This window comes from Paracoccus sp. J39 (assembly GCF_000518925.1).
Taxonomy (GTDB): domain Bacteria; phylum Pseudomonadota; class Alphaproteobacteria; order Rhodobacterales; family Rhodobacteraceae; genus Paracoccus.
In genome coordinates, this window is record NZ_JAEN01000012.1 from 50,847 (window position 1) to 74,625 (window position 23,779).

The 23,779-nt window shown below is 69.5% G+C and carries 23 protein-coding genes and 1 tRNA gene; 20 read left to right on the forward strand and 4 right to left on the reverse strand.

Annotation, left to right across the window (positions count from 1 at the left end):
- Positions 1-57: 57 nt before the first annotated feature.
- From L632_RS0113085 to L632_RS0113115, 6 genes are all read left to right on the forward strand, one after another.
- Positions 58-708 carry a TetR/AcrR family transcriptional regulator gene (locus L632_RS0113085; protein ID WP_028716939.1) on the forward strand — a complete coding sequence of 217 codons (651 nt, stop codon included), beginning with the start codon at positions 58-60 and terminating at the stop codon, positions 706-708.
- A gap of 498 nt (positions 709-1,206) precedes the next feature.
- Positions 1,207-2,208 carry an ABC transporter substrate-binding protein gene (locus tag L632_RS0113090; protein WP_028711829.1) on the forward strand — a complete coding sequence of 334 codons (1,002 nt, stop codon included), beginning with the start codon at positions 1,207-1,209 and terminating at the stop codon, positions 2,206-2,208.
- Between the two features lie 78 nt (positions 2,209-2,286).
- Positions 2,287-3,174, forward strand: a complete 888-nt coding sequence (locus L632_RS0113100; RefSeq protein WP_028711828.1) for a proline/glycine betaine ABC transporter permease — start codon at positions 2,287-2,289, stop codon at positions 3,172-3,174.
- Entirely contained in the window at positions 3,167-4,210 is a 1,044-nt protein-coding gene (locus L632_RS22670; RefSeq protein ID WP_036698211.1) for a glycine betaine/L-proline ABC transporter ATP-binding protein, read from the forward strand. Before L632_RS0113100 ends, L632_RS22670 begins: the two co-directional genes overlap by 8 nt.
- Positions 4,207-4,995 carry a pyrroline-5-carboxylate reductase gene (locus L632_RS0113110; protein ID WP_028716940.1) on the forward strand — a complete coding sequence of 263 codons (789 nt, stop codon included), beginning with the start codon at positions 4,207-4,209 and terminating at the stop codon, positions 4,993-4,995. Before L632_RS22670 ends, L632_RS0113110 begins: the two co-directional genes overlap by 4 nt.
- A complete protein-coding gene (locus L632_RS0113115; protein ID WP_028716941.1) occupies positions 4,992-6,470 on the forward strand; it encodes an FAD-dependent oxidoreductase in 1,479 nt (492 codons plus the stop codon). The genes L632_RS0113110 and L632_RS0113115 overlap by 4 nt, the downstream gene beginning before the upstream one ends.
- Before the next feature lie 149 nt (positions 6,471-6,619).
- On the opposite strand, the gene L632_RS0113120 is transcribed toward L632_RS0113115, so the two are convergent.
- The 3 genes from L632_RS0113120 to L632_RS0113130 all read right to left on the reverse strand — a co-directional run bounded on the left by L632_RS0113120 (position 6,620) and on the right by L632_RS0113130 (position 10,525).
- The gene (locus L632_RS0113120; protein ID WP_028716942.1) at positions 6,620-8,029 is read right to left on the reverse strand and encodes a Glu/Leu/Phe/Val dehydrogenase; all 1,410 of its coding nucleotides are present in this window, start codon (positions 8,027-8,029) and stop codon (positions 6,620-6,622) included.
- Positions 8,030-8,358: 329 nt separating this feature from the next.
- Entirely contained in the window at positions 8,359-9,306 is a 948-nt protein-coding gene (locus L632_RS0113125; RefSeq protein WP_028711823.1) for an ornithine cyclodeaminase family protein, read from the reverse strand.
- Positions 9,307-9,496: 190 nt separating this feature from the next.
- On the reverse strand, positions 9,497-10,525 hold the full coding sequence (locus L632_RS0113130; RefSeq protein ID WP_028711822.1) for a proline racemase family protein: 1,029 nt from the start codon (positions 10,523-10,525) through the stop codon (positions 9,497-9,499).
- 219 nt (positions 10,526-10,744) lie between these two features.
- Here L632_RS0113130 and L632_RS0113135 point away from each other — a divergent pair, with 219 nt between their 5' ends.
- The 4 genes from L632_RS0113135 to truA all read left to right on the forward strand — a co-directional run bounded on the left by L632_RS0113135 (position 10,745) and on the right by truA (position 14,275).
- Positions 10,745-11,425 carry a GntR family transcriptional regulator gene (locus tag L632_RS0113135; RefSeq protein ID WP_028711821.1) on the forward strand — a complete coding sequence of 227 codons (681 nt, stop codon included), beginning with the start codon at positions 10,745-10,747 and terminating at the stop codon, positions 11,423-11,425.
- A gap of 676 nt (positions 11,426-12,101) precedes the next feature.
- Positions 12,102-12,175, forward strand: a tRNA-Gly gene (locus tag L632_RS0113140).
- Positions 12,176-12,500: 325 nt separating this feature from the next.
- Positions 12,501-13,484, forward strand: a complete 984-nt coding sequence (locus L632_RS0113150) for a 5-bromo-4-chloroindolyl phosphate hydrolysis family protein (protein ID WP_028711820.1) — start codon at positions 12,501-12,503, stop codon at positions 13,482-13,484.
- A gap of 2 nt (positions 13,485-13,486) precedes the next feature.
- Positions 13,487-14,275: a tRNA pseudouridine(38-40) synthase TruA gene (gene truA / locus L632_RS0113155; protein ID WP_028711819.1), complete on the forward strand. Its 789-nt coding sequence runs from the start codon at positions 13,487-13,489 to the stop codon at positions 14,273-14,275.
- 230 nt (positions 14,276-14,505) lie between these two features.
- Here the strand turns inward: truA and L632_RS22675 are convergent, their stop codons facing one another.
- Positions 14,506-15,336, reverse strand: a complete 831-nt coding sequence (locus tag L632_RS22675; protein WP_156929420.1) for a sugar transferase — start codon at positions 15,334-15,336, stop codon at positions 14,506-14,508.
- A gap of 156 nt (positions 15,337-15,492) precedes the next feature.
- On the opposite strand from L632_RS22675, the gene L632_RS0113165 reads away from it, so the two are divergent.
- The 10 genes from L632_RS0113165 (at position 15,493) to L632_RS0113215 (ending at position 23,751) form a co-directional block, all read left to right on the forward strand.
- Positions 15,493-15,948: a universal stress protein gene (locus L632_RS0113165; RefSeq protein ID WP_028713089.1), complete on the forward strand. Its 456-nt coding sequence runs from the start codon at positions 15,493-15,495 to the stop codon at positions 15,946-15,948.
- Positions 15,948-16,553 carry a type II CAAX prenyl endopeptidase Rce1 family protein gene (locus L632_RS0113170; protein ID WP_028716943.1) on the forward strand — a complete coding sequence of 202 codons (606 nt, stop codon included), beginning with the start codon at positions 15,948-15,950 and terminating at the stop codon, positions 16,551-16,553. Before L632_RS0113165 ends, L632_RS0113170 begins: the two co-directional genes overlap by 1 nt.
- Before the next feature lie 54 nt (positions 16,554-16,607).
- Complete coding sequence (locus L632_RS0113175) at positions 16,608-17,162, forward strand: NifU family protein (RefSeq protein WP_028713091.1); 555 nt, start codon at positions 16,608-16,610, stop codon at positions 17,160-17,162.
- Entirely contained in the window at positions 17,155-17,748 is a 594-nt protein-coding gene (tsaB, locus tag L632_RS0113180; protein ID WP_028716944.1) for a tRNA (adenosine(37)-N6)-threonylcarbamoyltransferase complex dimerization subunit type 1 TsaB, read from the forward strand. Before L632_RS0113175 ends, tsaB begins: the two co-directional genes overlap by 8 nt.
- Entirely contained in the window at positions 17,745-18,146 is a 402-nt protein-coding gene (locus tag L632_RS0113185) for a GNAT family N-acetyltransferase (protein ID WP_028713093.1), read from the forward strand. The genes tsaB and L632_RS0113185 overlap by 4 nt, the downstream gene beginning before the upstream one ends.
- A gap of 91 nt (positions 18,147-18,237) precedes the next feature.
- Complete coding sequence (locus L632_RS0113190) at positions 18,238-19,224, forward strand: BMP family protein (RefSeq protein WP_028713094.1); 987 nt, start codon at positions 18,238-18,240, stop codon at positions 19,222-19,224.
- The gene (locus L632_RS22680; RefSeq protein ID WP_036698215.1) at positions 19,224-20,843 is read left to right on the forward strand and encodes an ABC transporter ATP-binding protein; all 1,620 of its coding nucleotides are present in this window, start codon (positions 19,224-19,226) and stop codon (positions 20,841-20,843) included. Before L632_RS0113190 ends, L632_RS22680 begins: the two co-directional genes overlap by 1 nt.
- 61 nt (positions 20,844-20,904) lie before the next feature.
- Positions 20,905-21,999: an ABC transporter permease gene (locus tag L632_RS0113205; RefSeq protein ID WP_028713095.1), complete on the forward strand. Its 1,095-nt coding sequence runs from the start codon at positions 20,905-20,907 to the stop codon at positions 21,997-21,999.
- Positions 21,999-22,964, forward strand: coding sequence for an ABC transporter permease (locus L632_RS0113210; protein WP_028716945.1), 966 nt, complete (start codon positions 21,999-22,001; stop codon positions 22,962-22,964). Before L632_RS0113205 ends, L632_RS0113210 begins: the two co-directional genes overlap by 1 nt.
- The gene (locus L632_RS0113215; RefSeq protein ID WP_028713097.1) at positions 22,948-23,751 is read left to right on the forward strand and encodes a purine-nucleoside phosphorylase; all 804 of its coding nucleotides are present in this window, start codon (positions 22,948-22,950) and stop codon (positions 23,749-23,751) included. Before L632_RS0113210 ends, L632_RS0113215 begins: the two co-directional genes overlap by 17 nt.
- Positions 23,752-23,779 lie beyond the last annotated feature (28 nt).

The window sequence follows — 23,779 nt, forward strand, 5'->3', positions numbered from 1 at the left end:
GTATGCATCTCTGGACAATTCGCTTGAGGCGAATCGGCGCGCGGGCTATGCAGGGGCATGGAAACCCATATTGCCCCCGAAACCGGCTGGCGCGGGTCGCGCGAGGGCTGGCTGGAAGCCGGCTACCAGGCGCTGATCGACAGCGGCATCGACGCGGTGAAGATCTTGCCGCTGGCCCGGCAGCTGAACCTGTCGCGCACCAGCTTCTATTGGTTCTTCGAGGATCGCGAGGCGCTGCTGACCGCGCTGATCGACGGCTGGGAGGCGCGGACCACCCGGCCCTTCGTCGCCGCCACGCGGGAATATGCCGACAGCCAGGCCGAGGCGATGCTGAACGTGCTGGCCTGTTTCCTGTCCGGGGCCTTCGATGCGCGGCTGGAATTCGCGGTGCGCAGCTGGGCCCTGCAGGACGGCAAGGTGGCGGCGCGAATCGAGGCGGCGGACGAGACGCGGCTGGGGGCGCTGCGCGACATGCTGGTGCGCTGGGGACATGGAGAGCAGGAGGCCGATGTCCGCGCCCGCACCATCTACCTGACGCAGATCGGCTATATCTCGATGCGCGCCCGGGAGGAGCTGGAGACGCGGCTGGCCCGCATTCCCACCTATGTCGAGATCTATACCGGCCAGCGCCCCGAGCCGCGCGAGCTGGCGCGCTTCAATGCGCGTTTCATGTCCCAGCCCGGGCCCCGTCCCGGCTCCGCGCCATGAGGGTCGGCCGCATCGACAGCCCGGGCCGGAATCTGCCGGATTTCCCCCCGCCCGATTCCCGGCTGCGTCCGGCGCCGGGCCGCGGCGGGGCCGGTCCGGCCGGCGATGCTGACGATATCGTCGCACGACATGCCGCTATTGTTGCATCCGGGCCGCGGCCGGACGGGGAAGATACCGCATCGGCGGCCGCCGGCCGCCTGCTGGTTCCCCTCATGACAGGCATCCCCTTGCCCGAAACCGTTCCCACCGGCCTCCGATGCGCCCGCGCCCTGCCGAACGCGGCCGGGCCCAGCCCCGCCAGGGGCCCGGCAGAGGGTGCCGCCGGTGGTCCGGCCGGTCCGGCGGGCGCGATCCGAATTGCCCCGGCAGAGGCGGCGGTGAACCGTCGCGGACCGGGGCGCAAGCCGGCAGGAACCCCATCCTGACCCAAATCAGCCCCCGGCCTTCCGCGACGGGCCGGGCAGGCATGACCAATGTCGCGACAGGGAAGCGAAAACCATGAAACGATCCTATCTCTTTGGCACCGTCCTCGCCCTGCCGTTCGCTGCGCTGGCCGGGGCCGCCTCGGCCGATTGCGGCAGCCTGACCATCGCCAGCATGAACTGGCAAAGCGCCGAGGTGCTGGCAAGCCTTGACCAATTCATCCTGAACGAAGGCTATGGCTGCAGCGCCGAGATCGTCGCCGGCGACACCGTGCCCTCGATCACCTCGCTGGTGGAAAAGGGCAAGCCCGAGATCGTCCCCGAGGCCTGGGTCGACCTGATGCCCGAGATCGTCGAGGCCGGGCTGCGGGACGAAAAGATCGTCTCGCTCAGCCGCTCGCTGTCGGATGGCGGCAAGCAGGGCTGGTTCATCCCGCGCTACATGCTGGACGAGCATCCGAACCTGAACAAGATCGAGGAGATCCTGGCCCATCCCGAACTGTTCCCGGCCCCCGAGGATGCCTCGAAGGGCGCGGTCTACAATGGCCCGGCGGGCTGGGGCGGCACCGTGGTCACCACGCAGCTCGCCAAGGCCTTCGACATCGAGGGCAAGGGCTTCGCCCTGGTCGATACCGGCTCGGCCGCCGGGCTCGACGGCTCGATCGCCCGCGCCTACGAGCAGCAGGCGCCCTGGCTGGGCTTCTACTGGGAACCGACCTCGCTTCTGGGCAAATACGACATGGTCGCGGTCGATTTCGGCATGGAGCACGATGTCGAGGAATGGCGGCGCTGCACCTCGGTCGCGGATTGCCCCGATCCCAAGCCGAACGCCTTCCCGATCGACAATGTCTTCACCCTGGTGTCGAAATCCTTCGCCGAGGCGGCCGATCCCGGCGTCGTCGACTATCTGTCCAAGCGCAGCTGGAGCAACGAGACCGTCAACAAGCTGATGGCCTGGATGACCGACAACCAGGCCACGGGCGAGGACGGGGCGCGGGAATTCCTGCGCGAGAACGAAGAGCTCTGGACCCAATGGGTGACGCCCGAGGCGGCGGAACGCATCAAGGCCGCGCTCTAGGCGCGGCCCGTCCGGCGGGGGGCGGCGCGACGCCGCCCTCTCTCCCTTCCCCTCCGAACCAGCGCGGACGAAATCACCATGGCATGGTTAACTTCCTTCCCCCAGCTAGACGACGGCTATCTTCGCGACCTCAAGCGGGTCATCGACGAGGGTTTCCGCCAGTTCACCCGCAACTACGGTGACAGCATCGAGGGCTTTTTCAGCCCGCTGCAAAGTTTCCTCATCTGGTCCGAGCGGCTGCTGACCAATGCGCCCTGGCCGCTTGTCCTGCTGGTGGTCGGGGCGCTGGCCTGGGGCGCCAGCCGCAGCCTGCGCGTGGTGATCGGCAGCCTGCTGACCCTGGTGCTGATCGGGCTGTTCGGCATGTGGGACGACACGATGAAGACCGTGTCGATGATCTTCGCCGCGACGCTGCTGTCGATCGCCATCGGCCTGCCGCTGGGCATCCTGATGTCGCGCTCGCAGCGGGTGCAGGCGGTGCTGAACCCGGTGCTGGACGTGATGCAGACCATGCCCAGCTTCGTCTACCTGATCCCGGTGGTGATGCTTCTGGGCATCGGCCGGGTGCCGGGGCTGATCGCCGTGGTGATCTATGCCCTGCCGCCGATGATCCGGCTGACCAACCTGGGCATCCGCCAGGTCGACCGCGAGGTGCTGGAGGCGGCCGACGCCTTCGGCTCCTCGGCCTGGCAGAAGCTCATCAAGGCCGAGCTGCCGCTGGCGCTGCCCACCATCATGGCCGGCATCAACCAGACCATCATGATGGCGCTGGCCATGGTGGTGATCGCCTCGATGATCGGGGTGCAGGGGCTGGGCCAGCCGGTGCTGCGCGCCATCAACAACCAGTATTTCACCCTGGGCCTGTTCAACGGCTTCGCCATCGTCGGCATCGCCATCCTGTTCGACCGCATCAGCCAGGCCTGGGGCAAGCGGCTGCAGAAACATCGCGAGGTGGGTCATGGCTGATCCGATCGGCATCGAGATCCGCAATCTCTACAAGATCTTCGGCCCCGCGCCCGAGGCGCATGTCGAGGCGGTGCGCGCCGGCATGACCAAGGCCGAGCTGCAGGCCCGCCACGGCCATGTGCTGGGCCTGCGCGACATCAACATCTCCATCGCGCCGGGCAGCATCCAGGTGATCATGGGCCTGTCGGGTTCCGGCAAGTCGACGCTGATCCGCCACATCAACCGGCTGATCGAGCCCACGGCGGGCGAGATCGTCATCGAGGGGCAGAACGTCGTCGCCATGCCGCCCGAGGCGCTGCGCGCCTTCCGCCGCCACAAGACCGCGATGGTGTTCCAGAAATTCGCGCTGCTGCCGCATCGCACCGTGCTGGACAACGCCGCCTACGGGCTGGAGGTGCAGGGCGTGCCCGAGGCCGAACGCTATCGCACCGCCATGCGCTGGATCGAGCGCGTCGGGCTTTCCGGCTTCGAGAAGAGCTATCCCAGCCAGCTTTCGGGCGGCATGCAGCAGCGGGTGGGCCTGGCGCGCGCCCTGGTCAACGACGCGCCGATCCTGCTGATGGACGAGGCCTATTCGGCGCTGGATCCGCTGATCCGCTACGACATGCAGACGGTCCTGCTGGACCTGCAGCAGGAGGTCAGGAAGACCATCGTCTTCATCACCCACGACCTCGACGAGGCGCTGCGCATCGGCGACCGTATCGCGCTTTTGCGCGACGGCTGCGTCATCCAGCAGGGCACGGCGCAGGACATCGTGCTGCGTCCTGCCGACGATTACGTGGCGAATTTCGTGCAGCATGTCGACCGCGGCCGGGTGCTCAAGGTCGGCGCGGTCATGGTGGCCGAGCACGGCTTCGACAGCCTGCCCGAGGCCGCCATCGCCCCCGAGGCCACGGTCGCCGAGGCGCTCCAGCACATGGCGGCAAACCGCCTCCAGGCGCTGAGCGTCAAGAACCCGGAAGGCCAGACCCTCGGCGTCATCCCGTTCCAGAACGCCATCAACGCCTATACGGGCAACGTCGCGGCGAGCGCATGAGGATCGGCATCATCGGCGCCACCGGCTGGCTGGGCTCGGCGCTTGGCGCGGGGCTCTTGTCGCGCGGCATCGTCCAGCCGGGCGATCTGGTGCTCTTGAACCGCAGCGGGCCGCGTCCCGATTATCACGGCCATGCCGATGTGGTCTGGGCCCGGGACGTGGCCGATCTGGCGGCGCAAAGCGACGTGGTCGTGGTCTCGGTGCGGCCCGAGGACTGGCCGGGGCTGGACCTGCGGGCCGAGGGGCGGCTGGTCCTGTCCTTCATGGCCGGGGTGGATGCCCGCGAACTGGCCCGCTGCGGCGGCCGGATCGTGCGGGTCATGCCGAATGCCGCGGCCGAGATCGGCGCCTCCTATTCGCCCTTCTGGGCCGCCGAGGGCGTGACGGATTCCGACCGCGACACGGTGCGGCGCCTGCTTTCCGCCATCGGCACCACCGACGAACTGGCAAGCGAGGCCGAGATCGACCTGATGACCGCCCTGCCCGGCTCGGGCGCGGCCTATCCGGCGCTGATGGCCGTGGCGATGGCCGGGTTCCTGCGGGCGCAGGGCATCTCGGAGGCCATCGCCTGGCGCGCCGCCGAGGCCGCCGTCATCGGCGGCGCGCGGCTGCTGGAAGGCCGGATCACCGAGGCGCCCGCCATGCTCGCCGCCTATCGCGACTATCGCGGCACCACCGCCGCCGGCATCGAGGCCGCCGAGGCGGCAGGTTTCAGCCGCGCCGTCGTGGCGGCGCTGGAGGCGGCGACCGACAAGGCGCGGCGCATGGCGAAGGATCCGGCGTGACGCGGCCTGCCCTTACCAGCCTCGACGGGACGGATTGCGACGTCATCGTCATCGGCGCCGGAGCGGTCGGCTGCGCCAGCGCCCGGCAACTGGCCGGGCGCGGCTTTCGCACCCTGCTGGTCGACCGTGGCGATATCGGCGCCGGCACCTCGTCGCGCTCCAGCCGCATGCTCTATTCCGGTCTCGGCTATCTCGCCGCGCGCTATCCGCTGTGGCAGATGCCCTTTCGGCCCGCCGACATGATCCGGCGGCTGCTCTACACCCGCGACGTCATGCGCTGCCGGGCCGAACTGGTGCACGACATGCCTGGGCATCTGACGAAACACCGCTTCCACTATCCGTTCCGCAAGGGCGACCGCTATCCGCCCTGGCTGGTCGATCTGGGCTTCCGGCTGGTCGAGGCGCTGGACGGCTGGCGGGTGCCCTTGTCCTATCGCCGGCTTGCGCCCGCGCAGGCGGCGCGCGAAAGCGCCATGGCCGCGGCCCTGGGTGGCCCGCTGCGCGGCGTGGGCGTGTTCGAGGAATACATGTATGCCTGGCCCGAGCGCATCTGCGTCGATACTGCGCTGGATGCCGAGCGGCGCGGCGCCACCCTCCGCACCTATGCCGAGGTGACGGCCATCGCGCGCGAGGGCGAGGGCTGGCTGGTCACGCTGGACGAACGCGCGCCCGACATGCAGGGCCGGGCGCAGGTCCGCGCTCGCATGGTGGTGAACGCCGCCGGCCCCTGGATCGACCGCGTGCCGGGCGGCGGTGCGGGCCGGCGCCGGGTGATCGGCATCAAGGGCGTCAACGTCATGGTGCGCCTGCCCGAGGCGTTCCGCGGCCAGGGGCTGGAGGCCTTTTCCCGCAAGGGTGAGCCCTATTACGTCTTTCCCTGGCGCGATTTCCATTTCATCGGCCCGACCGAGACCGAGGTCACCGCCAATCCCGACGACATCCGCGTCGAGGACGCCGAGATCGACTATATCCTGGCCGAGGCCAACCACCTGTTCCCCGACCTGCGGCTGACGCGGGCGGATGTGCTGCATTGCTGGTGCGGCGTGCGGCCGACCTCGTCGCGCGACGGCCGGACGACCAGCCTGCCGGTCGAGGTGGCCGAGGATCCCGCGATGCCCGGCCTGCTGGCCGTCACCGGCTCGACCATCATGCTGCACCGCCACGCGGCGCGGAAGGTGGCGCGGGCGGTCGAAAAGCGGCTGGGAAGGCGCCGTCCGGAACCCACCGGCGCCATTCCGGCGCCTGAAACCCATGACGACGGCATCGGCCAGATGGCAGCCCGCGAACATGTCGTGCGCCTCTCCGACCTCATCCGCCGCCGCCTGCCGGACGGGCTGGAGCCCGATCTGGGCCGGGGTCGGGCCGAGGCGCTGTCGCGCATCGCCGCCGCCAGCCTCGGCTGGTCCGAGGCCCGCCGGCAGGACGAACTGCAGCATTTCGAGGCCGACACCGCACGGGTCTATCGCCAGCTGTAAGGATCTATCCCCAGACCAGCCAATCCGCGAACAGCCACCCCAAGGGGAAACCCCGACCCGGCTGGCGGGCGTCACCGGGCGGGTCGCAAGCTTATCCGAGCCGGAGGGCGCGCCACGCGGGATGAGGCAGGACCCGCCGGACCGAAGTGCTACAGCCCGATGGCCTTGTAGGCCTGGGCGACCTCGTCGATGGCCAGCACATAGGCGGCGGTGCGCAGGTCCGGGTAGCTGCCGTCGGGGCGGTTCCACAGCGCGCTCATCCGGCGATAGGCGGCGCGCATGATGTCGTCGAGGCCCGAGCGGACCAGCGCGATCTCGCTGCGCGCCTCCAGGAAGCGGGCATGCTCGCTGGGAAAGTCCCGGCCGGTCATCTGCTCCAGCGAACGCGCCAGCAGCCGGTGCTCGTCCTCCTCCAGCCGCCGCTCCATCAGGCCGAAGGGGATGTGGCTGAGGTTCTTCACCCATTCGAAATAGGACACCACCACGCCGCCGGCATTGGCGAACAGGTCGGGCAGGATGATCTTGCCGGCCTGGCGCAGGATGGCGTCGGCCGCGTTGGTCGTGGGGCCGTTCGCGGCCTCGACGATCAGCGCCGCCTTGATCGAGGCGGCATTCTCGGCGGTGATCGCGCCCTCGGCGGCGGCGGGGATCAGGATGTCGCATTCGTCGGCCAGCGCGCCCATGTCGGGCCGGCTCACCGCGCCGCCGGCAAAGCCCTCGACCGAGCCGGTCTGCACCAGATGCGCCTTCAACGCGTCGATGTCGATGCCGTCGGGATTGCGCACCACGCCCGTGCGTTCGATCACCGTGACGATGCACACGCCGTCCTCCTGCGACAGGAACTTGGCGGCGTGGAAGCCGACATTGCCAAGACCCTGCACCACGCAGGTCAGGCCGGACAGGCTCTCGGACAGGAACCCGGCGCGGGCGCGGTCGGCGGGATGGCGAAAGAATTCGCGGATCGCATATTGCACGCCGCGTCCGGTGGCCTCGGTGCGGCCCTCGATGCCGCCGCCGCCGACCGGCTTGCCGGTGACGCAACCCAGCGCGTTGATGTCCTGCGGCCGGGCGCGGCGGTATTCGTCGGCGATCCACATCATGTTCAGCTCGCCCGTGCCCATGTCCGGCGCCGGCACATTGGCGGCCGAGCTGAGGAATTCATGCGCCATCAGCTCCTGCGCGAAGCGGCGGGTGATCTTTTCCAGCTCGGTCTCGGTCCAGTCGGCGGGATCGATCCGCAGCGCCCCCTTGGATCCGCCGAAGGGCAGCCGCACCAGCGCGCATTTATAGGTCATCAGCGCCGCCAGCGCCTCGACCTCGTCCTGGTCGGCATTGGGGGCGAAGCGGATGCCGCCCTTGGCCGGGCGGCTATGCGTCGAATGCACCGCCCGCCAGCCGGTAAAGGTATGCATGCGCCCGCGCAGCCGCACGCCGAAGCGGGTCACATAGGTCGCGTTGCAGACCTTGATCTTCTCGGCCAGCCCCTCGGGCAGGTCGCAGCGCGAGGCCGCGACGTCGAACATCTCGTTCACATCGGCCAGGAATGACTGATTGCTCATGAACCCCTCCTCCGGGCTCTTTCTGGAAAACAGGGGGCCGCGGCCCCCTGCGGAATGTCAGCCGGCCAGCAGCGCGGCGGTGCCCCCGCGGCGGTGGGGCAGATACGCATCATGCCGATCTCCTCATTCGATGCGAGAGGGATACCAGAGGATCGCCAGGCGGTGCGCCTGAATATTGCCCATCAGCCAGCCAGATGGAACAAATTCGAGGCCATTTTCAGACCTCGCCCGGATCTGGACAGGCGAATCGCGATGCCGAGCCCGCGCGGCGGGGTCGCAACATCTCCCTGAAGCCGGAGGTCGGGCAGAACGTCCGCCCGGCCCATCGCTCAGTCCGCCATGACGCGGGCGATCCAGGACGCGATCATCAGGTCCAGATGCGCACCCCCGCCATTCTTGAACAGGGTGATCTCGTCATCCGATTGCCGCCGGCGGGCATCCGGCCGCACGAGGTCGTAAAGATCGCCCAGCACGCTCTCGGCGGTGATCGCGCCCGAGGCGATGGGCAGCATCAGCTCGCCGATATGGCCGAGCGTGGTCGCCCGGCTGTCCACGAACAGCGCCGCCTTGGCCATCAGGGCATCGTCGGCCTCGCGCATGTCGGCCTTGAAGGCGCCGATCAGGTCGACATGGGTGCCGGCCCGGACCCAATCGCCCAGGATGACCGGCTGGCGCGCCATGGTGGCCGAAGAGACGATGTCGGCCTCTCCGACCGCGTCTTGCAGGTCGGGCACCGCCACCAGTTCGGCCTCGATTCCGTCCAGGCCGGCGACCAGTTCCCGCGCCTGTTCCGGGCGGCGCGACCAGACCGAGACGCGCTCGATCCCCGGCAGCACCGCGGTATAGGCCTTGACCAGACTGGTCGCGACCGTCCCGGCGCCGACAATCAGCAGGTGCCGGCTGTCCGGGCGCGCCAGCAGGCTGGCAGCCAGCACGGAATCGGCGGCGGTCTTGATCTCGGTGACCAGCGGGCTGTCCACGATGGCCTGCAGCGTGCCGGTTTCGCCGTCAAAGACCAGCATCGCCCCCTGGACCGTGGGCAACCCCCGCGCCGCATTGCCGTCGAAGACGGTGAAGGTCTTGGCGCCGTAGCCCAGCCCCTCGATCCAAGCCGAGCGGCTCATCATCGTGCCGGTGGGCGGGCCCAGGAACACATCCCTGATCTCGGCCGGGGGCAGCCCGTGGCCCTGCCGCAACGCCTCGACGGCATCGGGCCAGTTCAGCCGGCCGATCGCATCCTCATAGGACAGGAATTGCGGGGCGTTTTTGCTTGTCATGGAAATGCGTTCCCTTCTTCTGCACGGGTCGGCGCCCGCCGGGCCGGCCTGAAATGCCGCTACAGAGCCAGAGACGAGCTGGCCTGGCAAGAGCCGGGGCCTCCGGTGTTTCCTGCCGGCCGGCCATGCCCGTCCCCCGTCGGGTGGTGCGGCGCATCCAGCCCGCCGGCAAGCGGGATGGCGATGCCCCCTATCGATCCATCGGCCAGGTATCCGACAGGCGATAGCCCCCCGGGAACGGATCCGCCGGATCGACCATCAGCTGCTTGGTGCCGATGATCCAGGCCCGGCCCGAGATGATCGGACGGATCGCCGGCTTGCCGTTCAGGTCGATCTCGCTGTCGATCCGGCAATGGAACTCGGTCTCCAGAAGCGAGGTGCCGACGAAGCGATCTCCGGCCTTCATCTGCCCCTTGGCATGCAACACCGCCATCCGCGCCGAGCAGCCCGTGCCGCAAGGCGAACGGTCCAGCTTGCCGGGACGGATCGCCACGGCGTTCTTGCCCCACAGCACCCCGTCCTTCATCTGCACAGGGTCGGTGATCTGGCAGAACGAGATATGGTCCCAATCATTGGCGGGATGCTTGAAGCCCAGCTGTTCATTGGCGGCCTCGGTCACCTTCACGCCCATCTGCGCGATGTCGCGGGCCTGGTCGGGACGCAGTTCCAGCCCCAGCGCAGCCGCATCGACCAGCACGAAACTGTCGCCGCCATAGGCGGTGTCCACGGTGATCGTGCCCAGGCCCTCGACCTCGATCCGCACGTCCAGCTTGTCGGCGAAAGAGGGCACGTTGCGGACCCGGATGCGCTCGGCCTTGCCGTTCCGGCATTCGGCCTCGACCTCAATCAGCCCGCCCGGCGGTTCGAGGATCATGCGGGTGACGGGCTCCTGCATGGGAATGATCCCGGTATCGAGCAGCACCGTCGCCACACACATCGAGTTCGAGCCCGACATGGGCGGCGTATCGGCCGGCTCCATGATGATCCAGCCCATCTGGGCGCGCGGGTCCTTGGGCGGCACCAGCAGGTTGACATGGCGGAACACGCCGCCGCGCGGCTCGTTCAGCACGAAGCTGCGCAGGGTCTCGTCCTCGGCGATCCAGCGCGACTGGTCCCAGACCGTCTCGCCCGGCGGCGGGGCCACGCCGCCGACGATGACATCGCCGACCTCGCCTTCGGCATGGCAGGACACGACATGCACGACCCTGGATGTGCGCATTGGTTTTCCTCGATCATTGCGGACAGGCAGGGCTGGCCGCAGGTTGGTATTTCGTATACGATATTTTCATCACCACATTGCCGGTTTCGCCCTGCCCCGTCAAGCGCGCTTCGCGAGTCCTCACAGCCCGCACCTTCTCCGGGCGCGGCATCCTCTTGCGGCGGAATATCGGCTACCATATCTTCCTGCCCGTGCAGCCGCGCAGTTGGGGGAAGCAGAATGCCATTCAAGGATGCAGAGGTCCCCAATCTCGGGAAAGCCCCCACCGCCTCGGACATCATCCTGAAATTCATCCGCGATTCCATCGCCGACGGCACACTGGACGAGGGCGAGCCGATCCGCCAGGACGATGTCGCAAGGATGTTCAACGTCAGCAAGATCCCGGTCCGCGAGGCGCTGAAGCGGCTGGAGGCCGAGGGTCTGGTCGAGTTCCAGCGCAACAAGGGCGCCATCGTCACCGCGGTTTCCGAGCCCGAGATCGCCCAGATCTTCGAAACCCGGGCCATCCTGGAATCGGCCGCCATCAAGCTTTCGGTGCCACATATGACGCCGGAGACCTTCACCGATGCCGAGGCGTTCTGCGACGCCTTCGCGCGGGAAACCGATGTCGCGCAATGGTCGGCGCTGAACTGGCAGTTCCACAGCCGGTTGTATCTGGATGCGCAGCGGCCGTTCCTGGTCAGCACCATCCGCTCGGTGAACGACCGGCTGGAACGCTACCTGCGCATCCAGCTGGCCCTGTCGCACGGCCAGGGCACGGCCGATCGCGAGCATCGCGAGATCCTGGCCGCTTGCCGGGCGGGCGATGCGGAAAAGGCCGGCGCGCTGGTCTATGCCCATATCATGGGCGCCTGTTCGTCCCTGCTGCACCACCTGCCGGCAAGCAAGGGCGCAAGCTGAGGCCCGGCCGTTTCCAAGGGCGGCAACCCGCTTGAGCCATGGCCGGCCGGCCCGCCAGCCGCAACCGCCACGGACGGCCTCGCGACCCGATGCCCGGCTGGCTGCCGCCAGGATCATGCACCCTCGGCACGGTCCCCAGCCGGGGCGTGATCGCGTCCAGGGCATCGATACGGCGCCCGCCCCCTTGGACGTGGCGACGCTTCGCCCCGCCGATCTCCATCCGCCCGCAACAGGCTGCGACCGACCGCACCCCGAAGGCCGGAAGCGCGGGGATCGATCATTCGAAGCAATGGAGCGGATGCGGCGCGGGGCTTCCGGGCGAATCCCTGCAAACGACCTGCCACGGGGCCGATCCGCAGCCAGACAAGGTGCGGTCGGCGCCGTTCCATCTCTGCAACGCTCCGCCGCGCCCGGGACAGGCGGGACGCGATGCTACCGCCCCCGGGCACGCCACCGCGAAGGTCGTGGGCGGACGCTGCCTTTACCGCTACCCATCGCCTCCCGCTGGTCGCGGAAAGCGGGCCCCCCGCTGGCCCAAGATCACGGCCCAGCCGAACGGATCGGACCGCAGCTCCACAAGCCGGCCCGCCCCGCCGACCAAAGAGAAGCCATCAGGACCAGAGCCCCCGCCGTTGGCTTGCGAAGCATCTCGGGACAGGATACAAGCCAAGGCGATGCGGGTGTAGCTCAATGGTAGAGCAGCAGCCTTCCAAGCTGAATACGTGGGTTCGATTCCCATCACCCGCTCCACTTTCCCCTTCCGCTCACCCTCCCGCCCGGCACCCGGCTTCTTTCTTGCCCAAATATCCCGGGGGGAGCGCCTCCTGCGCCCCACAGGGCGCGGGAGGCGTGGGGGGCAGAGCCCCCAGCCCTTCCGTTCCCGCCGGATGCGCCCTATATCCTGCGGGCAATCCGCAAGACGCGGGCATCTCGCCCGACCATCCCGCGGGCGACTCGCCCGACGCGCCGAAAGGAAGCCCATGTCCCGGAAAGCCATGCAGCGCCTGTCCTTCTTCCTGCTGATGGGCCTGACGCTCTACGCCTCCTTCGTGGGCGCGGGCTGAGGGAGGCGGCGATGGCAAAGCGTTTCGGCGGCCGCTTCTCGCCGCAGCCCCGGCTGGACGGAACCGATCCGCGCCCGCCCGCGCGCCCGGCGCCCGGCGAGGTCCGGCATCCGCTGGAATCGCGCACGCGCTGGGTCACGATCATGGCCGTCCCCTTCCTGATCAGCGCCTTCTGGCAGGACCCGGCCGGGCTTGCCCTGCATCTGATCGCCTTCGGCAGCCTCGCCTCGGGCATGTGGATGACGCGCGAGGGGCTGCAGGCCGAGGCCGCCTATGACGCCCGCCGCGTCGCGCGCCGGCCGGCGATTCCGCGCAAGCTCTTCGGCGGCATCCTGACCGGGCTCGGCCTCGCCCTCGGCTCGTATGTCCCGGGCGCCGAGGCCGGTGCGGGGGTGATCGGCATCGCCGGCGCCATGCTGCACTGGCTGGCCTTCGGCACCGACCCGATGCGCGACAAGGGCATGGAGGGCATCGACGGCGTCCGGCAGGACCGCGCCCAGCGCATCGTCGCCGAGGGCGAGGCGCATCTGCAGGCCATGCAGCAGGCCATCCTGCGCACCGGCGACCGCCGGCTGGAGGCCCGCGTCGGCATGTTCGCCGCCGCGGCGCGCACGCTTTTCGGCCATGTCGAGGACAATCCCGACACGATCTCGGCCCTGCGCCGCTATCTCAGCGTCTATCTGCAGGGCGCGCGGGACGCGACGGTGAAATTCGCCGACCTCTACGCCCAGACCCGCGACCCCCGCGCGCGCCAGGATTACGAGACGCTCCTGAACGATCTGGAAACCGAATTCGCAGCCCGCAGCGCCCGGGTGCTGGAAGGCGGCCGCGCCGACCTGGACATCGAGATCAGCGTGCTGCGCGACCGGCTGGCGCGCGAAGGGGTGCGGCCCCCCGCCATCCCCGCCCAGCCGGACGAGCCGGCGGACCTGTCGCGGCCGATGACGCTGGACGACCTGCTGATCCCGCGCGATTCCGAAAAGCCGCGCCGCTAGCCATGCCGCGTTTCGCCCTGCTGATCGAATATGACGGCGGCCCCTTCGCGGGCTGGCAGGCCCAGGCTGACCGGCCCAGCGTGCAGGGCGCCATCGAGGCCGCGCTCGGCCGGCTCGACCCCGGCTTCGCGGCCGGCGCGCGCATCGCCGCGGCGGGCCGCACCGACGCCGGGGTGCATGCCACCGGGCAGGTCGCCCATGCCGATCTGGACCGCGACTGGGACCCGTTTCGCCTGTCCGAGGCGCTGAACTGGCACCTGAAGCCCGCCCCGGTGGCCGTCCTGGCCGCCGCACGGGTGGCGGATGACTTCCACGCCCGGTTTTCGGCGCATGAGCGGCGCTATATGTTCCGGCTGATCGCGCGCCGCGCGCCGCTGACCCATGATCGCGGCCGGGCCTGGCAGGTGCAGAACCGGCTGGACCTTGCCGCGATGCGCGCAGGCGCGGCGCATCTCCTGGGCCGGCACGATTTCACCACCTTCCGCTCGACCATGTGCCAGTCGAACAGCCCGGTCAAGACGCTGGACGAGCTGAGCATCGACGAGGTCGAGGTCCCGCAGGGCCGCGAATACCGCTTTGTCCTGCGCGCCCGGTCCTTCCTGCACAACCAGGTGCGCTCGATCGTCGGCACGCTGGAGCGGGTCGGCGCAGGGGCCTGGCCGCCGGGGCGCGTGGCCGAGGCGCTCGCCGCCCGCGACCGCGCCGCCTGCGGCCCGGTCTGCCCGCCGCAGGGGCTTTACCTGACCGGGGTGGGCTATCCGCAGGACCCCTTTGCCCCTGTCGCGCGCTGACGCGGCGGCCCCGGCACATGCCGGGACGCGGCCCGCCCTTTTGGCGACGACCGGGTGCAGGGCAGGCGTGGGCAGCTAGGACCCGGCGGCACCCCGCGGGCAACAGGCTGCACCCGCGGCCCGGCCCGCGCCAAAGCGGCGGGCTTGAAGATGTCGAGAGGAGGACAGCGACGACAAGGCTGGCAGACCACAGGACGCGGCGCCGGCAGGCTGCGGCGACTCCCGGCGGCTTACTCGGCGGGAACGCTTGGCTGCGGGTGCACCGCCGGCAACACGGGCTGGGGCCTGACCGGAGCAGCCGCCTGCGGCATGCTGGGCACCCGGCGAGCGCGGCGGCCCTGCCAATGCGGAATCACCACGGTCATCACCGTATGCCAGATGATCCACAGGTCCAGCCGCAGGCTGCGCCGGCGCTGATAGATCAGGTCCAGCCGCAGCTTGGTCGGCAGGCAGCGGCGGTAATAGGCGGCCTCGGTCGCCGCGGCGGTCTTGCAGCGCGCCATGATCCGGTCCTCATGCGCGTGATAGATCATCGTGGCCAGCCCGGTGACGCCGGGGCGGTTCTTCAGCACCTGGGCGTAAAGCGCCGGAAAACGCTCGACATATTCGCGCAGCGGCGGGCGGGGGCCGACGAAGCTCATGTCGCCGCGCAGGATGTTGAACAGTTGCGGCAATTCGTCGATGCGGGTGCGGCGCAGGATGCGGCCGACGCGGGTGATGCGCCAATGCTTGTGCGCGCCGGTGGCGCCGAAATCCCCGTCTTCCAGCAGCATGGTGCGGAACTTGAGCAGGTTGAACGGCTCGCCCGGGGCGCGCATGCGCGGCGCGACGTAGAACAGCGGCCGGCCCTGGGTCAGCAGCAGGATCATCGCGACCCCGGCCATGACCACGGAAAGCGGGATCAGCAGCACCAGGGCCAGCACGATGTCGAAACACCGCTTGCCCGGCGTCATGCCGATCCGGCCCTGCACCTGCTCGCGCGCGATCCAGGTCAGATCGACGCTGCCCAGCGAATGCAGGTTGCGGCAGTCGGCTTTGTCCCAATCGTGGTGAATCGTCACAATTCCGTCCTGCGTTCGGCGCTTTGGCTAACTTTTCCCGCCTAACATAGCACCTCTTAATTTAAAACTACCGCAAGAGGGAAACTGCACGAGACTTGCGCAAGCGTGTCCTTTCGGCCAGTCTTTGCTCATTCTGGGACAACCGGGGCGGGATAAATGCGGAAATTTCTGGTGGTTCTGGACGATTCACGCGAGTGCCTGAACGCCATCCGCTACGCCGCCCTGCGCGCGGCCAAGACCGGCGGCGGCGTGCAGGTGCTGGCGGTGATTCCGGCCACCGCCATCCAGCACGGCATGGGCGTCGCCGACGTCATGCGCGCCGAGGCCTATGAGCGGATCGAGGCGCATTACGAGGTCTTTGCCAAATGGATGCGCGACCGCCCCGGCATCGAGCCGGAACTGGTGGTGCGCGAGGGCGAGCCGGGCGCCGAGCTTCTGGCCCAGATCCATGACGACCCCGAGATCGGCGTGGTGGTGCTGGCCGCCTCGACCGAAAGCGCGGGGCCGGGACCGCTGGTCACCCGGCTGACGCGCGAAGTGGCCAACCTGCCCTGCCCGGTCACCATCGTGCCCGGCGACATCTCGCGCGAGCGGCTGGAGCAGATCACCTGATGCACCGCCCGCTGGCGCTGGCCGCGTTGCTGGCCATCCCGGTCCTGGCGGCGCTGTTCCACGGGTTTCGGGCAAGCCCGCTGCGGCCGCTGAGCGGCCATCTGGCGGGGCTGGCGCTTTACTGGACGCTGCTGGCGCTGGCGGTGGCCCGCTGCGGCGGATGGTCGCTGCGGCTGCGGCCGCCCTCGGCGGCGGTGCTGCTGGCGCTGGCCGCGCTGGTGCTGGCCTGCGCGCTCTGGGCCGGAACCGCGCCGGCCCGGCTGTCCTGGCCGGTGCTCGCCGCCGTGGCGCTGGCGGCGCTGATCAACGGCACGCTCGAGGAGGCGTTCTGGCGCGGCGCGCTGATCCCCCGTCCCGGACCGGGCGCGCAAGCCCTTGCCGCGGCGCTGTTCGTGCTGTGGCACCTGGCGCCGGCGGTCGGCGCGGCGGGGCTGGACATGCCGGGCGGCGCGGGCGGAATCCTGGCCGGCGCGGCGCTGATCGCGCCCCTGATGATGGCGGCGCGGCTGTCCTCGGGCACGGCGGGGGCGGGGGCGCTGGCGCATGTGCTGGCGAATTTCCTCGTCTTCGCCCGCATCGCCGCCGATAACGGCATGCCGGTCTGACTTGACTTGCCCGCCCTTCGATCCCCATATCCCGGGACAAAGGAGCCCGCCGCCATGTTCATCCAGACCGAGACCACTCCCAACCCCGCGACGCTGAAATTCCTGCCGGGCGAAACCGTGCTGGGCAGCGGCACCGCCGACTTCCCCGCGCCCGAGGCCGCCGCGACCAGCCCGCTGGCCCGACGCATCTTTGCCGTGCCGGGCGTGACCGGGGTGTTCCTCGGTTCGGATTTCGTGACCGTGACCAAGGCCGACGAGGCGGTCTGGGACCATCTGAAGCCCTCGGTCCTGGGCGCGATCATGGAACATTACCAGTCCGGCGCCCCGGCGATCGAGGGCGCGGCCGCCAGCGGCCATAACGACCAGGACGGGCCAGACGCAGAAATCGTGAACCAGATCAAGGAATTGCTGGACACCCGCGTGCGCCCGGCCGTGGCGCAGGACGGCGGCGACATCACCTTCCACGGCTTCGACCGCGGCGTGGTCTATCTGCACATGCAGGGTGCCTGCGCCGGCTGCCCCTCCTCCACGCTGACGCTGAAGATGGGCATCGAGAACCTGCTGCGCCATTACATCCCCGAAGTCACCGAGGTGCGGCCCGTTGGCTGAGGCGCTTTCGCTGGGCTTCGACACATCGGCCGCGCATTGCGCGGCCGCTTTGCTGCAGGGCGACCGGGTGCTGGTCCAGCGCCACGAAGACATGGCCCGCGGCCAGGCCGAACGGCTGTTCCCGCTGCTTGGCGAAGTGCTGGCCGAGGCGGGCGCGGGCTGGCGCGACCTTTCCGTCATCGGCTGCGGCATCGGGCCGGGCAATTTCACCGGCATCCGCATCTCAGTCGCGGCGGCGCGGGGGCTGGCGCTGTCGCTGGGCATTCCCGCCGTCGGCGTCGGCGCGACCGAGGCCGCCGCGCATGGCCTGCCCCGCCCCTGCCGCGTCGCCATCCCCGCCCGCCATGGCGAGGTGATCTGGCAGGATTTCGGCACCGGGCATCCCAGCCTGCCGCAGCAGGCCGCGCCGCAGGACCTGCCGCCGGGCCCGCCCCTTCTGCCGCGCGCCATACCGCTGGCCGAGGCCATCGCCCGCATCGCCGCCGCGCGCCGCGACCAACCGGACCTGCCGCGCCCGGCGCCGATCTATCTGCGCCCGGCCGATGCCGCGCCGGCGCGCGACCGCGGCCCGCTGATCCTGTCATGACGCCCGAGGAACTGGCGGCGCTGCACGGCCGCTGCTTTGCCACCCATCCCCGGCCATGGGCGGCGGCGGAATTCGCCGACCTGCTGGCCAACCCGCTGAATTTCCTTCTGGTCGGGCCGCAATGCTTCCTGCTGGGCCGCAGCGTCGCGGACGAGGCCGAGCTGCTGACGCTGGCCGTCGCCCCCGAGGCGCGGCGCCGGGGGCTGGCCTCGGCGCTGCTGGCCGAATTCGCCGCCACGTCACGGATGCGGGGCGCGCACGAGGCCTTTCTGGAGGTCGCCTCGGACAACGCGGCAGCCACGGCGCTTTATGCCGGCGCGGGCTGGGAAATCGCCGGAAACCGGCGGAATTACTACGCGCCCGGCGTGGACGCGCTGCTGATGCGGCGCACGCTCTGACCGCGGACAAGGCTGTTGACGGATTCCGGCCCATGCGCCCTAATCCGGAAATCTCGGGCTGACTCGCCCGCAAACCGTCTTGAGGTCCGACATGTCCCTGATGAAATCCCTGCTCGCCGGCGCCTGCCTGTCCCTGCTGCCGGTCGCGGCGCTGGCCGATCCGGCGCTGATCTTCGACCTGGGCGGGAAATTCGACAAATCCTTCAACGAGGCCGCCTATAACGGCGCCGAACGCTGGAAGGCCGAGACCGGGGGCACCTACAAGGAGCTGGAGATGCAGTCCGAGGCCATGCGCGAGCAGGCGCTGCGCCGGCTGGCGCAATCGGGCGCCAATCCCATCGTGATGACCGGCTTCGCCTTCGGCGAGGTGCTGGGCAAGATCGCGCCGGACTATCCCGACACGAAATTCGTCATCATCGACATGGTGGTCGAGCAGCCGAACGTGCAGTCCATCGTCTTCACCGAAGAGCAGGGCTCGTATCTGGCCGGGGTGGCCGCCGCCAAGGCCTCGAAATCCGGCACGGTGGGCTTCATCGGCGGCATGGACATCCCGCTGATCCACAAGTTCGAATGCGGCTATGCCCAGGGCTTCAAGGCGACCAATCCGGACGGCAGGCTGATCATCAACTATACCGGCACCACGCCCGCCGCCTGGAACGACCCGGTAAAGGGGGGCGAGCTGCTCAAGGCGCAGGTCTCGCAGGGCGCGGATGTGGTCTATGCCGCGGCGGGCGGAACCGGCATCGGGGTGCTGCAGGCGGCCGCGGATGCCGGCGTGCTGTCGATCGGCGTGGACAGCAACCAGAACCACCTGCATCCGGGCAAGGTGCTGACCTCGATGGTCAAGGGCGTGGACAATTCGGTCTACGAAGCCTTCAAGGCCGGGACCGAGGTCGAGCCGGGCGTGAAGGTCATGGATCTGGCCTCGGGCGGGGTGTCGCTGGCCATGGACGAGAACAACCAGCCGCTGATCACCGACGAGATCGCCGCCGCCATCGACGCCGCCGCCACGGGCATCGAATCGGGCGAGATCAAGGTGCACGACTACATGACCGACAACAGCTGCCCGGTGCAGTAATGGCCGCGGCCGGCGCGCTGCCCGAGGCCCCGGCGATCGAACTGCGCGGGATCTCCAAGGCCTTCGGGCCGGTGCAGGCCAACAAGGACATCGACCTGGTGGTGCCGCGCGGCACCATCCACGGCATCATCGGCGAGAACGGCGCCGGGAAATCGACGCTGATGTCGATCCTTTACGGCTTCTATCGCCCCGATGCCGGCGAGATCCTGGTCGGCGGCAAGCCCGTCGCCATCGCCGACAGCCAGGCCGCGATCCGCGCCGGCATCGGCATGGTGTTCCAGCATTTCAAGCTGGTGCAGAACTTCACCGTGCTGGAAAACGTGATCCTGGGCGCCGAGGACGGCCGCCTGCTGCGCCCCTCGCTGGCACGGGCGCGCGGCGAGCTGAAGCGGCTGGCGGCGGAATACGAGCTGCAGGTCGATCCCGACGCGCTGGTCGAGGAACTGTCGGTCGGCCACCAGCAGCGGGTCGAGATCCTGAAGGCGCTGTATCGCCAGGCCGACATCCTGATCCTGGACGAGCCGACGGGCGTGCTGACGCCGGCCGAGGCCGACCACCTGTTCCGCATCCTGCGCGGCCTTCGGGACGAGGGCAAGACCGTCATCCTGATCACCCACAAGCTGCGCGAGATCATGGAGATCACCGACAATGTCTCGGTCATGCGCCGGGGCGAGATGGTGGCCTCGGTCCGCACGGCCGAGACCAGCCCGCCGCAGCTGGCCGAGCTGATGGTGGGGCGCAAGGTGCTGCTGCGGGTGGACAAGGTCCCGGCCCGGCCCGGCCCGCCGGTGCTGGAACTGCGCGGGCTGCGCATGGTCGATGCCGAGGGCGTCGAGCGGCTGCGCGGCATCGACCTGACCATCCGCGCCGGCGAGATCCTGGGCATCGCCGGCGTCGCCGGCAACGGCCAGACCCAGCTTCTGGAGATCCTGGGCGGCTATCCCGAGGCGGGCGCCCGGCTCTCGGGCGAGATCCTGCTCGGGGGCCGGCCGCTGCCGCTCTCCGGATCGGATGGCCGCGCCCGGCGCGGGGCCGGCATCGGCCATGTCCCCGAGGACCGCCAGGCCGAAGGGCTGATCATGGATTTCGCCGCCTGGGAGAATGTCGCCTTCGGCTATCAGGACGCGCCCGAGTTCCGGAGCGGCTGGCTGATGGACCATGCCGCCATGCGCGCCGAGGCGGCCGGCAAGATCGAGCGTTTCGACATCCGCCCGCCCGATGCGGACCTGCCGGCGAAGAGCTTCTCGGGCGGCAACCAGCAGAAGATCGTGGTGGCGCGCGAGGTCGAGCGCAATCCCGACCTGCTGCTGATCGGCCAGCCGACGCGCGGGGTGGATATCGGCGCCATCGAATTCATCCACAAGCGCATCGTCGCGCTGCGCGATGCCGGCAAGGCGGTGCTGCTGGTCTCGGTCGAGCTGGACGAGATCATGGCGCTGTCGGACCGGATCGCGGTGATGTTCGACGGCCGCATCATGGGCGAGCGGCTGCCCGAGGAGGCGACGACCGGCGATCTGGGCTGCCTGATGGCCGGGGTCGATCCCGCCGTGACCCCGCCCGAAGCGGCGATTCCGCCGGCAGCGGCGCCGGGGGCGGATGCCGAGGGGGGCGCGGGATGAGGCGCCGCATGCCTCCGGCGGGGGTATTTGGACAACAGAGAAAGCCGGGGGAGGCGGACTGATGGAGCGAATGCCGAAATGGGCGGATGTGATCCTGACGCCGCTGATTTCGCTGGCGCTGGCCTTTGCCATCTCGGCGCTGGTGATCCTGGCGATCGGGGAAAGCCCGGCCGAGGCGCTGAAGGTCATGGTCGAAGGCGCGCTGGGGTCCAGCTATGGCTGGGGCTTCACCCTGTATTACACCACGAATTTCATCTTCACCGGGCTGGCGGTCATGGTCGCCTATCACGCCGGGCTGTTCAATATCGGCGGCGAGGGGCAGGCCGCCCTGGGGGGCTTGGGCGTCGCGCTGGTGGTGCTGGCCCTGCCCTGGCCGCATTGGGCGCTGGCGCTGCCGGCGGCGGCGGTCGGGGCGGCGCTGTTCGGGGCGCTTTGGGCGCTGATCCCGGCCTGGCTGCAGGCCCGGCGCGGCAGCCATATCGTCATCACCACCATCATGTTCAATTTCATCGCCGCGGCGCTGCTGAACTATGTCCTGGTCAACCTGCTGCGGCCCGTGGGCAGCATGGATCCGGCCTCGGCCCGGTTTCCCGCGGCAGCGCATCTGCCGAAGCTTTCCGACATGGCGCTGGGGCTCGGCTTCGAATGGGGCCGGAACACGCCCGCCAATGTCACCTTCTTCGTCGCCATCGCCGCCTGCCTGCTGGTCTGGCTGCTGATCTGGCATACGCGGCCGGGCTATGAGATCCGCGCCTTCGGCAAGTCCGAGCCGGCGGCGCTTTACGCCGGCATCTCGCCGGTGCGGATCACGGTCCTGGCCATGCTGGTCTCGGGGGCGCTGGCCGGGCTGATGGCGATCAACAACGTCATGGGCGAGGCCGAGCGGCTGATGCTGAACGCGGTCGAGGGCGCCGGCTTCATCGGCATCGCCGTGGCGCTGATGGGCCGCAACCACCCGTTCGGGGTATTCCTGGCGGCGCTGCTCTTCGGCTTCCTCTACCAGGGCGGGGGCGAGCTGGCGCTGTGGACCTCGATCCCGCGCGAGCTGATCGTGGTCATCCAGGCGCTGGTGATCCTGTTCACCGGGGCGCTGGACAACATGGTGCGCATGCCGCTGGAACGGCTGTTCACGGCGCTGCGCCGGAAGGGGGCGTGATGGATTTCGCGACCGTGATCCAGATCCTCGATTCGGCGGTGCGGCTGATGACGCCCCTGCTGCTGGCCTGCCTGGCCGGGCTTTATTCGGAACGCGCCGGGGTCTTCGACATCGGGCTGGAAGGCAAGATGCTGATGGCGGCCTTCACCTCGGCCTCGGTCGCCTATGCCACCGGCAGCGCCTGGCTGGGGCTGCTGGCCGGGATCGCGGGCGCCGCGGCCATGGCCGGGCTGCATGGCCTCGCCTCGATCAGCTTCCGCGGCAACCAGCTGATCTCGGGCGTGGCGATCAACTTCCTCGCCTCGGGGCTGACGGTGCTTCTGGGGCAGAAGATCTTCGGGCTGGGCGGCCGCACGCCCTCGCTCTCCGGCGCGGCGCGGTTCGGCGAGATCGCCCTGCCCTTCGCCGACACGCTGCGCCCGGTGCCGGTGATCGGGCCGGTCTATGCCGAGCTGATCTCGGGCCACACCATCCTGGTCTATGTCGCCTTCGCCATGGTGCCGCTGACCTGGTGGGTGCTCTATCGCACCCGCTTCGGCCTGCGGCTGCGCGCGGTGGGCGAGAATCCGGCCTCGGTCGATACCGCCGGCGTCTCGGTCACCCGGCTGCGCTATGCCGCGGTGATGATCTGCGGGGTGCTGTGCGGCATCGCCGGGGCTTACCTCGCCACCGGCATCTCGGCCGGCTTCGTCAAGGAGATGACCGCCGGGCGCGGCTTCATCGCGCTGGCGGCGCTGATCTTCGCCAAATGGCGGCCGTGGAGCGCGCTGTTCGCCACCTTCCTGTTCGGGCTGATGGAGGCGGTGGCGAACCGCTTCCCGAATCTCGACCTGGGGGTGGTCACCGTGCCCTCGATGTTCATGAACGCCCTGCCCTATATCCTGACCGTCATCATCCTGGCCGGCTTCGTCGGCCGCGCCATCCCGCCCCGCGCCGGAGGAGAGCCCTATGTCAAGGAACGCTGAGCTTGCCCGCCTGATCCGCGACCGCACCGGGGACGCGCCGCCGGAATACGGGCTGATCCTCGGCTCGGGGCTCGGGCATCTGGCGGCGGCGGTCGAGGGCGTGGCGATCCCCTATTCCGACCTGCCGGGCTTTCCCCATGCCGGGGTGTCGGGCCATGTGCCGCAGCTGGTGATCGGACAGCTGGAGGGGCGGCGGGTCGCGGTCCTGGGCGGGCGGGCGCATTACTACGAATCCGGCCGCGCCGATATCATGCGACTGCCGCTGGAGGTGCTGAAGGCGCTCGGCACCCGGCAGCTGATCCTGACCAATGCGGCGGGCAGCCTGCGCGCCGAGATGCCGCCGGGATCCCTGATGCTGCTGTCGGACCACATCGCCTTCGCCGGCACCAACCCGCTGATCGGTGAACCTTCCGAGGCGCGCTTCGTGCCGATGACCGACGCCCATGACCCAACCCTCCGCGCCGGGCTCAGGGCCGCCGCCGAGGCCGAGGGGATCGCACTGCCCGAGGGGGTCTATTGCTGGTTCTCGGGGCCTTCCTTCGAGACCCCGGCCGAAATCCGCGCCGCCCGCATCCTCGGCGCCGATGCGGTCGGCATGTCCACCGTGCCCGAGGTGATCCTGGCGCGCTTCCTGGGCCTGAACTGCGCCGCCGTCTCGGTCATCACCAATATGGGCGCCGGCCTCTCGGACGAAGCGATCAGCCACGAACATACCAAGGCCATGGCACCCCTGGGCGCGGCCAAGCTGGAGCGCATCCTGCGCCGCTTCCTCGGCGGGGGTGCCTGACCCCCGGCTTCTCTGTTTTTCAAATACC

Coding starts and splice junctions, on each gene's coding strand:
- L632_RS0113120 (WP_028716942.1), bottom strand. CDS start 8,029: ATGAGCAATCAGTCATTCCTGGCCGATGTGAACGAGATGTTCGACGTC.
- L632_RS0113205 (WP_028713095.1), top strand. CDS start 20,905: ATGGAGCGAATGCCGAAATGGGCGGATGTGATCCTGACGCCGCTGATT.
- L632_RS0113135 (WP_028711821.1), top strand. CDS start 10,745: ATGCCATTCAAGGATGCAGAGGTCCCCAATCTCGGGAAAGCCCCCACC.
- L632_RS0113215 (WP_028713097.1), top strand. CDS start 22,948: ATGTCAAGGAACGCTGAGCTTGCCCGCCTGATCCGCGACCGCACCGGG.
- L632_RS0113100 (WP_028711828.1), top strand. CDS start 2,287: ATGGCATGGTTAACTTCCTTCCCCCAGCTAGACGACGGCTATCTTCGC.
- L632_RS0113150 (WP_028711820.1), top strand. CDS start 12,501: ATGGCAAAGCGTTTCGGCGGCCGCTTCTCGCCGCAGCCCCGGCTGGAC.
- L632_RS0113170 (WP_028716943.1), top strand. CDS start 15,948: ATGCACCGCCCGCTGGCGCTGGCCGCGTTGCTGGCCATCCCGGTCCTG.
- L632_RS22670 (WP_036698211.1), top strand. CDS start 3,167: ATGGCTGATCCGATCGGCATCGAGATCCGCAATCTCTACAAGATCTTC.
- L632_RS0113210 (WP_028716945.1), top strand. CDS start 21,999: ATGGATTTCGCGACCGTGATCCAGATCCTCGATTCGGCGGTGCGGCTG.
- L632_RS0113165 (WP_028713089.1), top strand. CDS start 15,493: ATGCGGAAATTTCTGGTGGTTCTGGACGATTCACGCGAGTGCCTGAAC.
- L632_RS0113190 (WP_028713094.1), top strand. CDS start 18,238: ATGTCCCTGATGAAATCCCTGCTCGCCGGCGCCTGCCTGTCCCTGCTG.
- L632_RS0113130 (WP_028711822.1), bottom strand. CDS start 10,525: ATGCGCACATCCAGGGTCGTGCATGTCGTGTCCTGCCATGCCGAAGGC.
- L632_RS0113175 (WP_028713091.1), top strand. CDS start 16,608: ATGTTCATCCAGACCGAGACCACTCCCAACCCCGCGACGCTGAAATTC.
- truA (WP_028711819.1), top strand. CDS start 13,487: ATGCCGCGTTTCGCCCTGCTGATCGAATATGACGGCGGCCCCTTCGCG.
- L632_RS0113085 (WP_028716939.1), top strand. CDS start 58: ATGGAAACCCATATTGCCCCCGAAACCGGCTGGCGCGGGTCGCGCGAG.
- L632_RS22680 (WP_036698215.1), top strand. CDS start 19,224: ATGGCCGCGGCCGGCGCGCTGCCCGAGGCCCCGGCGATCGAACTGCGC.
- L632_RS0113090 (WP_028711829.1), top strand. CDS start 1,207: ATGAAACGATCCTATCTCTTTGGCACCGTCCTCGCCCTGCCGTTCGCT.
- L632_RS0113110 (WP_028716940.1), top strand. CDS start 4,207: ATGAGGATCGGCATCATCGGCGCCACCGGCTGGCTGGGCTCGGCGCTT.
- L632_RS0113185 (WP_028713093.1), top strand. CDS start 17,745: ATGACGCCCGAGGAACTGGCGGCGCTGCACGGCCGCTGCTTTGCCACC.
- L632_RS0113125 (WP_028711823.1), bottom strand. CDS start 9,306: ATGACAAGCAAAAACGCCCCGCAATTCCTGTCCTATGAGGATGCGATC.